The organism is Duganella sp. 1411 (assembly GCF_017833525.1).
In the GTDB taxonomy this organism is placed as follows: Bacteria; Pseudomonadota; Gammaproteobacteria; order Burkholderiales; family Burkholderiaceae_D; genus Rugamonas.
The window spans coordinates 1,241,417-1,254,456 of record NZ_JAFICD010000001.1 but is presented as its reverse complement, the minus strand read 5'-3'; the positions used below and the strand labels follow the sequence as shown (position 1 = coordinate 1,254,456).

The window sequence follows — 13,040 nt, the reverse complement described above, 5'->3', positions numbered from 1 at the left end:
TATCATGCGTACACGTTTATCTTGCCTGGCCGTCGCCGCCACTTTGCTGGCCGGCGGGGTGCAGGCGGCCGAAGTGGGTTCCTACTACACTGGCTGGAGCGTGGGGAAGGGCTTCCGCCTCAAGCAGCTGGACCGGGCGGGCGGCGCGGCCGGCTTCACCTATCTGGTGTACGCCTTTGAAAACGTCTACAAGATGCCGGACGGCGGCGTGCGCTGCGACAGCGGGCGCGATATCGACGACATCGCCAACGGCATGAACGCGACGCTCGATTACGCGCGCCGCTTCAGCGCCGACGAATCGGTCGACGGCAGCGCCGACAAGGCCGGCCAGCCGCTGGCCGGCAATTTCAACCAGCTGGCGCAACTGAAAAAGCGCCACCCGAAACTGAAGGTGCTGGTGGCGCTGGGCGGCGGCGAGTGGTCGCACCACTTCCCGGCCGGCGCGGGCACGCCGGCCTTGCGCAGCGCGCTGGTGTCGTCCTGTATCGACCTTTACCTGCGTGGCAACCTGCCCAAGCTGGACGGCCATGGCGGCGCCGGCGCGGCCGCCGGCGTCTTCGATGGCATCGATCTGGATTGGGAACATCCGGGACCGAACGACAAGGCCAACTTCACGCTGCTGCTGGAGGAGTTCCGCCGCCAGCTCGACGCGCTGGGCAAGACCAACGGCAAGCACTATTTGCTGACCGCGGCCGTCAACAGCACCGACGAGAAGATGCGCCATACCGATCCGGCGGCGTACAGCCGTTCGCTGGACTGGATCAATCTCATGACCTACGATTTCCACGGCGCCTGGAGCAAGCTCGGACCGACCGGCTTCCAGTCCAATCTGTACACCGATCCGGCCAGCGGCGACGACAGTCCGCGCAGCGTGGAGGCGGGCGTCAAGCGCTTCACCAAGGCTGGCGTGCCGGCCTCCAAGATCGTCGTCGGCGTGCCGTTCTACGCGCGCGGCTGGGGCGGCGTCGGCCCCGCCAACAATGGGCTGTATCAGCCGGCGACCGGCGCGGCCCAGGGCTTCGAGGAGGGCGCGGAACAATATTCGACCATCGCGGCGCGCGGCCTGACCACCTTCTATCATCCGGTCACCAAGCAGCTGTGGACCTACGACCAGGGCACATTCTGGACTTACGACGACCCGCGCGTGATCCGGGAAAAAGCCGACTACGTGCGCGCGCAGGGCTTGCGCGGCCTGATGTCATGGTCGCTGGACCAGGACGACGCCACCTTCTCGCTGTCGCGCGCGATGCAGGAAGTACGAAAGTGAAATTGCGGCATGCCGCCGCCGGCGTGTGCGTGAGCGCAGTCGTCGCGGCGGTGGGCGGCACGGTGGGAAAATTCGGGCCGTCGGCTGGACCTGGCGCGCCGGGTGGCCTGCCGGCGCGCGTGCTCGCCGGCTACTACCCCGGATGGCATGAGATGCCGGCGCGCTTGCGCGATATCGATCCGCATTACAGCGTGGTGTACCTGTTCGCCGCGCGGCCGGTCGGCGGGCCGCCCGGCACCACCGGCGCCGTCTACTGGACCGCGCCGGGCGACGGCCGGGGCGCCGCCTCGCACTTCAATGACGACCTGCGGTTCGCGCGTCAGGTACAGGGCCGCAAGATCATCCTGTCGGTCGGTGGCGACGGCAACGGCATGAGTTTCCCGAACCGCGCCAAGTCGCGCGCCTTCATCGCCAGCATCGCCGACCTGTATCGCCGGTTCGGCGGCATCGATGGCCTGGACTGGAACACCTTCCAGGCCAACCAGCGTCCCGACACCGCCGAGATGATCTGGATCAGCCTCGAACTCAAACGCATGTACCCGGGCTTCATCATCAGCGCGCCGCCGGCGCCGTGGAGCGCCATCGACCAGCGCTTCTGCCGCGACATGCTCAGCGCCGGTGCGCTCGACTACTGCGCGCCGCAATACTACGACGGTCCCAATCTGGCCGATCCGGCCTATGTCGTCGCCAATGTCGACCAGTGGGTCGAGCTGCTGGGCGCTTCCCACGTGGTGGTCGGATTCGGCATCAACAACGCGCCCAACTTCATGAGCGATGCGCAGGTCGCCACCGCATGGCGCGAACTGCGGCGCCGCCACCCGGATTTGCGTGGCGCCTTCAACTGGGAACTGGCCACCGACGAACGTCAGGGCTGGCCGTTCGCCCGCAAGATCGGACCGATGGTGCTGCAAGCCCCGCGTCGCTAGCGGGTTTTGTGTTGCAAGCGCGGGACGATCTCTGTAATGAATTGTAAGGATTTGCATGGATTGTTTAGCAATCGCGGCGCCGGCGGGGGCGTGGCCGATCGGCGCGTAAAGAAGTGTAAGAGAGGTCCCGCCTGATTGATGGAATATCCAGTAATTTCAAGGACTTATGGCGGATATGGGAGCGTGGTGTAGCGATTTGCGGTGGCCGCGAAGTGGGTGTTAATGTTGAAACACGGCTGGGGATAAACGCTAAACACAAGCAGCAAACGCCGTAGCGAAGCACCTACTAGCAGTTGGGATTTCAATCGAGATGACGGCAGGTCCGTCACGCCAACAAGAGGAAAGAGCATGTTTGATTTGAATCGCAGGAAGACCCTGATCAGCTCCGCGGTCGCGGGTGCGCTGGCGGTATTGGCCGCACCGGGCTTCGGGCAGGAGACGGCCGCCACGCCCAAGTCCTCCGACACCATTCAGGAGGTGATGGTCACCGCCACCCGTTACAGCACATCGCTGCTCAAAACGCCGGTCGCGGTGACCGCCGTGACCCAGGAGGACCTGACCCGCCAGGGCGCGGTCAACGTCAAGTCGCTGTCCGGCGAAGTGCCCAACCTGCAGCTGGGCGGCTCGGTCGACGGCAGCTCGGGGGTGCAGATCGCGATCCGGGGCGTGTCGAATTCCGACTTCACCGAGATCGGCAACCCGGCCGTCGGCCTGCACATCGCCGGCATTTACTCGCCGCGTCCACAGGGCGCGCTGGCGCTGCTGTTCGACCTGGACCGGCTGGAGATCCTGCGCGGACCACAGGGCACGCTGTTCGGCCGTAACTCGACCGGCGGCAGCATCAACATCATTCCGAACAAGCCGGTGATCGGCAGCAAAGAGGGCAGCGTCGAACTAGACCTGGGCAACTACAACCAACGCCAGCTGAACGTGGTGCAGAACATCCCGGTCAGCGATGACATGGCCCTGCGCTTTACCGCGATGGGCGTCAAGCGCGATGGCTGGATCAATCAGACGCAGGACAAGTACGACGTCAACATGCCATCGAAGGGCTTCCCGGCCGACGGCATTCCGGACACCGACCAGCGCCGCAACCACCCGGTGAGCAAGAGCGACTACTACACCAACCGCAACCAGTGGGCGGCCCGCCTGTCCGGCCTGTGGAAGGTCACCAAAGACCTGCAATGGCTGGTCTCCTACGAGAACTACCAGAACAACGATGCCGGCGACCTGGCCCTCAAGGACTGCGCGCAGGTGGCCGGCACGCCGTACGCCTGCAAGGGCGGCAAGTACGACGTATCGATCAACGTGCCGGGCGTCACCGACATGTCGATCCGCACGCTGCGCTCCAACATCGTCTGGAGCCTCAACAAGCAAACCGATATCGAATATAGCTACGCGCACGCGGTGCAGCGCCGCTTCCAGCAGCAGGACACCGACGCCGGCTACCAGAACATCGAGGCCGACGTCGACGCCACGGCCGCCGCCGGAGGCGACCACTGGCCGGTGGTGGACGCCGCCACCTACACGATGGGATCGAAGTTCGCCTCCGACGTCCACGAGCTGCAGCTGCGCCAGAACTTCGGTTCGTTGCGCTACGTGGCCGGCCTGTTCTACATGAAGGAGAAGAACAACATCGACTTCGGCCAGGACTATCTGAACCAGGGGCCGAACGGCTACCCGTACTCGAACTTCTACCACCAGCCCAATCGCCAATCGGAGTCGAAGGCGGTGTTCGCGCAGTCGGACTGGCAGTTCGCGCCGACGTGGAACTTCACCGCCGGCGTGCGCATGAGCAAGGACAAGCGCGCCGACAAGGATGGCCAGTTCTGGGAATCGTACGGCAAGGACTACTTCAACGGCATACTCGATCCGGGCGGTCCCGGCACGCCAGGCTACACCGGCGTCAATTCGAGCCTGCTCAAGCCGGGCATGGGCGCCTACTACGGCAGCGGCGTGTTCCCGGCGGCGGCGTCGATCAGCAACCACGAGGAATCGTGGAGCAAAACCACCGGCCGCCTGGGCCTGACCTGGCAGATCGATCCGCGCAACATGGTCTACACCTCGCTGTCGACGGGCTACAAGGCGGGCGGCTTCAACGACCGCTTCAACCTGTGCGGCACGGAGCTGGACGCCAACGGCAAGCCTTACGATTGCGCCTCCGGCCCGCCGGGACCGCAGTACTCCTTCCTGCCGTACCGGCCGGAGACCGTCACCAATCTGGAACTGGGCTACAAGGGCAAGCTGCTGGACGACCGTCTGACCTTGTCGGCCACGGTGTTCTACAGCCGCTACAAGGACATGCAGGCGACAGGGCAGCACACCGTGGGCCGCAGCAAGCGCACCTGCGACGCCGACCATCCGGCCTGCGATGCGGTGATCAGTTGGTATTCGACCCAGAATATCGGCCGCGCCGACATCAAGGGACTGGAGCTGGAAGGGCAGTACCGTCCGTGGCGCGACGCCCGCATCAGCTATTCGGCCTCGCTGCTGAGCGCGAAGATCGCCGACTACCCGACCTACAGCGACGATATCGGTTGCGACGCCCGCGCCAAGCAAGGCGTGACGCCATGTCCGGACTATTACACCGGCACCGATCCATCGCTGGCGCAGCTGCGGCCGTACAACGTGGTCGGCAACCATCTGCCTTATTCGCCGCCGAAGACCATGGCCCTGAGCTTCTCGCAGGACTTCTACTTCAACGACGGCTGGTCGCTGTCGCCGTGGGTTCAGTGGCGCTGGCAGGACAAGATGTACTTCTCGCTGCGTAACCTCGATACGCCGCACCTGTCCGACGGCCAGAAGGCCTACAGCCAGGTCGACGCCGCGCTGCGACTCACTGCCCCGAGCGGCGCCAGGTTCCCGTGGCACGCCGAGCTTTACGTGCGCAACGTGGGCGACGTGCGCGCCAAGACCTGGGGCGGCATCGGCGGCCCGCAGTCGACGTTCACCCTGGCTTCGTACAACGATCCGCGCATGTTCGGCATCCGCGTCGGCACCGAGTGGTAAGCGCCGCCTTCTTCTGACTCACCCGTGGTAATGCAGCAAACGGCGGTCCGTGCGCGGACCGCCGGGGCGGACTACGCCCGGTCGTTCCCGAAACCCACCCAACCTGGAGACTTTCCGTGATTGCTACCAAACTTGTTCCGACCCGGCTGCGCATGCTGGCCGCATCCATCACGCTGGCTGCCGCCACCTTCGGCGGAGATGCATCCGCCGCCTTCGTGCTGGCCTACACCGACGGCCAGGTGGCGCAGTCGTACACCAACCTGCAGGCCTATTACACCAGCCTGTCGGCCGTGGGACTGGGTTCGTCCTACGCCATGCTGGCCAACGGCAGCATCGACAGCAGCGGCCTGACCGCCACCACCAACAGCATCATCGCCTTCGCCAAGGCCAAAAGCCTGCCGCTGTATCCGACCGTTTCCGATTACAGCAATTCGTACGGCGGCTTCGATCCCGCCGTCAGCAACGGCTTGCTGGCCAGCGCCGCCAGCCGCGCCACGGCCGTGACCAATCTTGTCAACCTGGCGGTGAACAACGGCTTCGCCGGCATCGACATCGACCTCGAGGCGGTGCAGCCGGGGATGAAGGCGCAGATGACGTCCTTCATCAACGCGCTGGCCACTGGGCTGCACAACCAGAATAAAAAGCTGATCATCAGCATTCCGCCGATGAGCGGCGACGGCCAGCCGGAGTACCTGGCCGGCTACGACTACGCCGCCATCGGCGCGGCGGTCGACTACTTCCAGCTGATGACGTATGACGAAGTCGGTCCGGGGTGGTCGTCTTCCAGTTCGGCCACCTGGCCGGGGCCGGAGGCGGGGCTGGACTGGATGAAGTCCAAGCTGGCGTACGCGGTCTCGCGCGTGCCGGCGGCCAAGGTGCTGCACGGATTGCCAACCTACGGCTATGACTACAGCACCAAGAACCTGGTCTACTGGAAGGGCACGAACGGCGTCTCCGGCTATAACGATGTCATCGCCGCGCACGGCGCGGTCAAGCATCGCGACACCGCGTCGGCCACCCCATACGCCACCTGGGGAACGGTGGTCCAGCAGCCGGACGGCACCGAATGGACCACCGCCAACAAGCAGCCGGTGCTCTGGTACGACGACGCGCAGAGCGTCACCGCCAAGGCAGCGCTGGTGAACACCTATGCGCTCGGCGGCGCCAGCGTGTGGGCCATGGGCTATGAGGACGGCACGTTCTGGAGCGCGGTGTCGGCCGGCTTGGGCAACGGCGGCGGCACGACCGACGGCAACGTCGCCACCACCGGCACCGGCTACGTGTGGACCGCCAACACCGCCGCCACCGCCAACACCAACAAGGCGGCAGCGGCGGCGGTCAATGATGGCAATACCAGCGCCACCTTGACGATCAACGGCGCCGGCGAGGGCGGAAACCAGAAATGGCAGGCGGCCGGCGTGACGCTCCCTGCGGCCAAGACCATTTCGTCGGCCAAATTCATCAACGGCGTCATCGACACGTACGGCAACGGCTATTTCGAGGCCGGCGTGAGCCTGCAGTACACAACCAACGGCACGACCTGGGTGGAATCGGGTTGGGCCGTCAGCCCGGCCTATCCGAACAGCGCCTCCGCCGGCGGCGCGACCTACACCTTCAGCGGCGCGGCCATCAACGGCGTGACCGGCGTGCGGGTGTCGGGACGCACCGGCGCGTCGTCGTGGAGCGGCTCGATCAAGGAACTGCAGGTGCTGGGCCATTGATGTTTTTTCGCGAGGGTATGCCATGCGTTCGATGATGGTGCTGTTGCTGTCGGCGGGATTGGGCTGGAGCGTCCCGTCGACGGCGGAGGATTTGTTCGTGGCCACGCCGCTGACAGCGGAGCGAGGGTTCACCGCCGGCATAGAAGGGCCGGCGGTGGACGTCGCGGGTAACGTCTACGCGGCCAATTTCGGCCGCCAGCAGGCCATCGGCATCGTCACGCCGGAAGGGGCGGCGCGCGAGTTCGCGCTGCTGCCCGGCGCCTCGGTGCCCAACGGGATGCGCTTTGACCGCGAAGGCGCGCTGTATGTGGCCGACTACGTGGGCCATAATATTTTCCGCATCGCGCCCGGCGCCTCCACGCCTCAGCTGTACGCGCACGAGGCGAGGATGACCCAGCCCAACGATCTGGCCATCACCGCCGACGGCGTGCTGTATGCCAGCGATCCCGATTGGGAACACAACACCGGGCGCGTATGGCGCATCGACCGTGGCGGCAAGGTCAGTCTGGCGGCCGACGGCATGGGCACCGCCAACGGCATCGAGGTCAGTCCCGACGGCCGCATCTTGTATGTCAACGAGAGCGAGCAGCGTAATATCTGGGCCTTCGCCATCGCGGCAGACGGCGGGCTGTCGAACAAGCGGTTGCTGCGCCGTTTCGAGGATTTCGGCATGGACGGCATGCGCGTCGACGTCGACGGCAACCTGTACGTCAGCCGCTTCGGCAAGGGCACGGTGGTCAAGCTGGCGCCGGACGGCGCGCTGCTGCGCGAAATCCGCCTGCCGGGCGCGCGGCCCAGCAACCTCTGTTTCGGCGGGTCGGATGGCCGCACTATCTACGTGACCGAAGTCGAGCACCAGCGGCTGCTGCGCTTCCGCGTCGACCGCCCCGGTCTGGAGTGGCGCCGCATCCAGGGGCGCCAGTGACAACGCCGCGCCACCGCCCGCAGCGCGGCATGTCGCTGGTCGAGCTGTTGGTGACGATGTTGATCCTGTCGCTGATGACCGTGATGGGGTGGCGCGCGCTGGACGGCATCCTGGCCTCGCGCGTGGCGCTGGCCGCGCAGCTGGAATCGATGCGCGGCCATCAACTGGCCTTTGCACAGCTGGAAGCCGATTGCGCGCAACTGGCGCGCCGCGCGGCGTTCGATGGACAACCCACATTGTCGGCCGCGCCGGGCCGGCTGGTGCTGTTGCGCGGCGTCGATGGCGACGGTGGCGCCGACCGCATGCAGGTGGTGGTGTACCACGGCGACGGCGTTCGCCTGTTGCGCGGCACCTCGCCGGCCACGCGCGATCTCGATCAATTGCGCGCGGCGTGGAGCGCGGCGGTGCAGGGCGTCGCGCCGCCGGCGAGCGTGGCGCTCGATCCCGGCGTGGCGGGCTTCGACCTGCTGACCTGGAGCGGCGGCACCTGGCAAGCGGCCGCCGGGGCTCCGGCCGGTCCGCGTGTGCGCACGCGGCGTGTCGTGCGGCCACCGGCGATGGAGGCGGCTGGACTGCAGGTGACCTTGCGTCCGACCGATGGCGTCGGCCCGCTGGTGCGCATGTTCATGCTGGGAAGCGGCTGATGCGCCGGCGCGGCGGCGGGTATCGACGCCAGCGCGGCATCGCGATGGTGACCGCGCTGTTGATCTCCACGCTGGCCGTGAGCGCGATCGCCAGCCTGTTCTGGCGCCAGCAGGTGCAGGTGCGCATGCTGGAAAACCAGCGCCTGCACGCGCAGACGCGCTGGGTTCTCCGTGCCGGACTGGATTGGAGCCGGCAGGTGCTGCGCGACGACAGCGAGCGCTCGCCGGAACTGACGACGCTGGACGGCTGGTGGAACAGCCAGCCGGCCGAGATCCACCTGGATCGCTATCTCGACCTCGACGCGGCGGAGGAGGTGGCGCCGCGCGCCGGCATCGCCAGCCGCATCATCGACGCGCAGTCGCGCTACAACCTCGCCAATCTGGCCGACGGCGGGACGTTCAATCTCGCCGAGATCCGCGTCTACGAACGTCTTTTGACGCAGCTTAAACTCGATCCCGCGCTGGCGTTGCGCGCCGCCCGGGCGGTCGCCGACGGCCAGCAAGGGGCGCAGGGGGCCAAGCGACAGCTGGCGCTCAAGCGCGTCGACGAGCTGTCCGGCGTTCCCGGTTACACGCCGCAAGTGCTGGCGGCGTTGGCCAACTTCGTGATCCTGCTGCCGGCGCCGGCAGATCTGAACCTCGACACCGCGCCGCCGGAATTGCTGGCGGCGGTCACGCGCCTGTCGTTGGATCAGGCGCGCCAACTGGCGGAGCGGCGCCGCCAGGCCCACTTTCGCAGCATGGCCGAACTGGCCGCCACGCTGCCCGATGGTACGGTGCTGAAGGACGTGCGCGTCGGGCTGCGCAGCGACTACTTTGTGGTCGAGAGCAGCATCCGTCTCGAGCGCGCCGAACTGGATGCCGTCTCATTGCTGCACCGGCCGCGCGGCAGCGAGGCCGCCACACGGCTGGTGTGGACCCGCGAGTTATAACTGCGGCTTGCTTACGGCTTGGCCCAGCGGCCGGACATGCTGATCATGCCCAGCATCTTGAGGGTGTTGCCGTAGTAGTCGTTGTCCTTCAGCGTCTGGCCCTGCACGTCCTTCCAGATGGCGTTCAGCCAGGCCTGGTTGTTAGGGTCGACCATCGCCGATACGCCCAGCGCGGAGACGAACGGCAGCTGGTTATAGTCGGCCTCCGACACCTTGCCATTGAGCTTGTAACCGGCGGCGAAGCGGCTCGGATCGTTCTTGGTGACGGTGCGCGCCCAGCTGTTGAGCGGCTTGAGCGCGGTCAGCGCGCGGTTGTCGCCGTACAGCAGGTAATCCATGGCCACCCGCCACGGGAAGCGCGACGCGTTCCACGAATAATTGCCGTCGTTTTCGCCCTCGAAGAAGTTGGCGGCGGCCGGCGCCGGCGTGCCATCGAGGCGGTAGACGAAGTCCGGCACCAGGCCGGTGGTCTTGCTGAAGTTACGCTGTATTAGATCGACGATGGCGTAGCTGCGGTCGCGCACCGCGTTCCAGCGCGCGTCGCCGCTGTCGAGCGCGAACGCCTTCAGGTGCGACAGCATGAAGTCGGACGTGCGCGTGGTCTGCTCGTAGGTGCGGTCCTCGTCGATGCGGGCCCAGTCGCCCACCAGCAGGTGCTTGCCGTTCGGGTGCACCTCGTACTTCATGATGGCGCTCAGCACGCGCTGGGCCTCGGCCTTGTAGTTGATCGTGCCGGCGCTGCCCCATTTGCGGTCGGCCAGCAATAGCGCGTAGGCGATATCGAGGTCGCCGTCGGTGGCGCTGACGTGGCCGCGCTTGTCGCCGCCGGCGTTGGCGCAACCCTTGACCTGGTTCCAGGCCATCAGGCCGGCGTCGGAGCTTGCCGGGTGGTCGTGGAAGTAGCGCACCATGCCGTCGAACACGGTGCGGGCGTCGCTGTCCTCGTCGGCCATCAGCACGCTGATCAGCATGCCGTAGCCATGCGCCTCGGACACGGTGATGGTGTCGTCCGCCGTGCCGCCGCCGACCACCTTGCCGTCGGCGTTGACCTTGACGAAGTAGCGCCCGCTGCCGCATTCCTGCGCCACGTACAGGGCCTTCCACTGGGCGTAGAAGTCGACCCGTTGCTGCGCCAGGGTGGCGTCGCTGACGTGGTTGGGGCGGATGGTGCCGGCGGTGTAGGGCAGCGGCGTGGCCACCGCCTTTAGCGTGGCGGCCTTCACGGTGAGCGTGGCGGCTGTGCGGTCGGCGTTGGCGTCGGACGCGCCGCCGCCGCAAGCGGTCAGCAGCGCCGCCAGCAGCGCGGGGGCGAGGTGCGAGGTGCGAAGGGAAGGTCGTACAGTCATGGGAAGGTCTCCAGAAGGACCCGGCGCAGGGCTTGCGACGGCTGCTGGCAGTCTAGTTGCGGCGGGGCTTGGGCGTTGTCACAGGCTGTAACGGACCCGCCATGCATGCGTCGCCGATGACGCATGCATGGCGGATTACGGCGTTCCGCCTAATCCGCCCTACGTGGTTACGTGGTTAGGTGATTGTGCGGCGTTATTAGCCGGCGCGGCGGCGCGGTAGCGTCACGCTGAATCGGGCGCCGCCAAGGGGACTGCGCCCGACCCGCACCTCGCCCTGCTGCCAGTGCAGCGCGCGCCGCACCAGCGCCAGGCCGAGACCGACGCTGCCGCCGTGGCCTTCCTCGCCGCCATCGTGCACACCAAGCCGCACGAACGGCTCGAAGATGCGCTCATGGTCCTCCGGCGCGATGCCCGGACCGTCGTCGTCGACCTCCAGCACCAGCTGCCCCGGGGCGTGCTCGCGCACCGTCAGCGACACCTGGCCGTGCGCGTGGCGGGCGGCGTTGTCCAGCAGATTGCGCAGCACCAGATGCAACAGCGCCCGGTCGCCCCACAGCCCGTCGTCGTCCAGCTCCACCGCCAGCGTGACGGCGCGGCGCCCGCCGTCCAGCGCCGCCAGTTCCTCCTCCAGCCAGGCGCGCAGGGCGATGCGCTCGTTGCCCACTACCGCCGGCGCGTCGGCCAGCCGGGCGAAGGCCAGGCTGGCGCGCACCAGCGCCTCAAGCTCGCCGACGTCGCGCAGCAGCCGCTCGTGCAGGCGCGCGCGGGTCGCCTCGTCGGCGCCGCGCCCGAGCAGGGCCAGCGCGAAACGCATGCGCGCCAGCGGCGTGCGCAACTCGTGCGACACCGCCTGCGACACCTCCTTGTGGCGCTCGGCCATCGCGGCGATCTGGCTGGCGTGGTGCTGCAGCGCCCGCACCATCGGCTGCCATTCCGCCTCGACCGCCGGCAACACCGCCGCCGGCGCGCGCAGCAGCTGGTCGAGGGTGTCGATCAGCGCCGCCATCGAGCGCGCGCGGCGCCGCCGCCGCTGCCACGCGGCCAGCGACAGCAACAGCGGCGGCGCGAAGCAGGCGGCGCCGGCCAGCCAGAACACCGGCTGGCGCGCCACGTCCTCGATGGCCGCGCTGCCCCACATCGGTCCCATCTGGATCAACGTTTGCTGGTCCAGCGCGAAGTAGGCGATTTCCTCGGTGCTGCCTTGTACCGCCTGGCCGTGCGCCAGCATGACGTCCGCCTCCGGCGCCAGCTCGACGTCGGCGCGGGCCACCAGCGACAGCGGAAACTGGAAGTGCCGCTGCAGCACCTGCAAACCGGCCGCCCGTTCGGGCGGCGGCAACGCGCGCAAACGCTCGGCCACGAGGTAGCCGGGGCCGTTGAGCAGGCGCCGGAAGCTGTACTCGCTGACATGGATCGCGCCCAGCGCCGATAGCCACAGCAGCCAGACGGTCAGCGCCGCCCAGCAGGCGCACAGCGCCACCAGCAGCGGGCGGCCCGGCTTAAACGGCGTCCGCATCGTCGGTGGCGGCTAATAAATAGCCTTGCGCGGTGATGGTCTGGATCGTGACGGGGCAGTTCAGCGCCTGCATCTTCTTGCGCAGGCGCGAGACGCGCATGTCGATCGAGCGATTGAGGCCGTCGTATTCGAGGCCGCGCAGGTTTTGCAGCAGCACCTCGCGCCCGAGCGGCACGCCGGCGTGGCGCACGAAGATCGACAGCAGTTCGAATTCGGCGGTGGAGAAGGGCAGCGGGGCGCCGTCCAGCGTGGCGCGCTGGGTCGCCAGGTCGATGGCCAGCGCGCCGCAGCGCAGCAGGCCATGGGGCGCCTGCGCCTGCGGATGGCGGCGCAGCATGGCGCGCAGCCGCGCCAGCAGTATCTGGGGATCGACCGGCTTGACCACGTAGTCGTCGGCGCCGGCGGCAAAGCCGGTCAGCTGCTCGGCTGATTCGTCGAGCGCGGTCAGCATCAGGATCAGGCCGGAATAGCCGGCGCGGATCTGCCGGCACACGGCGTATCCGTCCATGCCCGGCAACATCACGTCCAGCACGATCAGCGCCGGCCGCAGCGTGCGCACCAGCGCGGCGACGCCTTCGCCACGGTGGGCCACGGTCACCTGGTAGCCCTCGGCGCGCAGAAACTCGGCCGTCAGCGCGGCCAGCGCCAGGTCGTCTTCGATGAGTAGTAAGCTTTCCTGCATACGGAACCACGAACGGAAAATGCAACTATACAACATCGCATGTGCCGTGCGCGGCGCGGGAAAAAACCGGGA

10 protein-coding genes are annotated in these 13,040 nt (G+C 67.3%); 7 read left to right on the top strand and 3 right to left on the bottom strand.

Features of this window, described 5'->3' with window-relative positions; genetic code table 11:
- The first annotated feature begins 4 nt into the window (after positions 1 to 4).
- The 7 genes from JOD97_RS04900 to gspK all read left to right on the top strand — a co-directional run bounded on the left by JOD97_RS04900 (position 5) and on the right by gspK (position 9,424).
- On the top strand, positions 5 to 1,267 hold the full coding sequence (locus JOD97_RS04900) for a glycoside hydrolase family 18 protein (RefSeq protein ID WP_209713833.1): 1,263 nt from the start codon (positions 5 to 7) through the stop codon (positions 1,265 to 1,267).
- Entirely contained in the window at positions 1,264 to 2,193 is a 930-nt protein-coding gene (locus tag JOD97_RS04895; RefSeq protein ID WP_373999785.1) for a hypothetical protein, read from the top strand. Before JOD97_RS04900 ends, JOD97_RS04895 begins: the two co-directional genes overlap by 4 nt.
- Before the next feature lie 348 nt (positions 2,194 to 2,541).
- Entirely contained in the window at positions 2,542 to 5,202 is a 2,661-nt protein-coding gene (locus tag JOD97_RS04890) for a TonB-dependent receptor (protein ID WP_209713829.1), read from the top strand.
- Positions 5,203 to 5,318: 116 nt separating this feature from the next.
- Positions 5,319 to 6,923 carry a glycosyl hydrolase family 18 protein gene (locus JOD97_RS04885; protein WP_209713827.1) on the top strand — a complete coding sequence of 535 codons (1,605 nt, stop codon included), beginning with the start codon at positions 5,319 to 5,321 and terminating at the stop codon, positions 6,921 to 6,923.
- A 22-nt stretch (positions 6,924 to 6,945) separates the two neighbouring features.
- Complete coding sequence (locus tag JOD97_RS04880; RefSeq protein WP_209713825.1) at positions 6,946 to 7,848, top strand: SMP-30/gluconolactonase/LRE family protein; 903 nt, start codon at positions 6,946 to 6,948, stop codon at positions 7,846 to 7,848.
- Entirely contained in the window at positions 7,845 to 8,492 is a 648-nt protein-coding gene (locus JOD97_RS04875; RefSeq protein WP_209713823.1) for a prepilin-type N-terminal cleavage/methylation domain-containing protein, read from the top strand. Before JOD97_RS04880 ends, JOD97_RS04875 begins: the two co-directional genes overlap by 4 nt.
- On the top strand, positions 8,492 to 9,424 hold the full coding sequence (gspK, locus tag JOD97_RS04870) for a type II secretion system minor pseudopilin GspK (protein ID WP_209713821.1): 933 nt from the start codon (positions 8,492 to 8,494) through the stop codon (positions 9,422 to 9,424). The genes JOD97_RS04875 and gspK overlap by 1 nt, the downstream gene beginning before the upstream one ends.
- 11 nt (positions 9,425 to 9,435) lie before the next feature.
- Here the strand turns inward: gspK and JOD97_RS04865 are convergent, their stop codons facing one another.
- The 3 genes from JOD97_RS04865 to JOD97_RS04855 form a co-directional block, all read right to left on the bottom strand.
- Positions 9,436 to 10,770 (bottom strand): glycosyl hydrolase family 8, encoded by a 1,335-nt coding sequence (locus JOD97_RS04865; protein WP_209713819.1) that lies wholly within the window; start codon positions 10,768 to 10,770, stop codon positions 9,436 to 9,438.
- A gap of 196 nt (positions 10,771 to 10,966) precedes the next feature.
- Positions 10,967 to 12,286, bottom strand: a complete 1,320-nt coding sequence (locus JOD97_RS04860; RefSeq protein ID WP_209713817.1) for an ATP-binding protein — start codon at positions 12,284 to 12,286, stop codon at positions 10,967 to 10,969.
- Positions 12,270 to 12,968 carry a response regulator transcription factor gene (locus JOD97_RS04855; RefSeq protein ID WP_209713815.1) on the bottom strand — a complete coding sequence of 233 codons (699 nt, stop codon included), beginning with the start codon at positions 12,966 to 12,968 and terminating at the stop codon, positions 12,270 to 12,272. The genes JOD97_RS04860 and JOD97_RS04855 overlap by 17 nt, the downstream gene beginning before the upstream one ends.
- Positions 12,969 to 13,040: the final 72 nt, after the last annotated feature.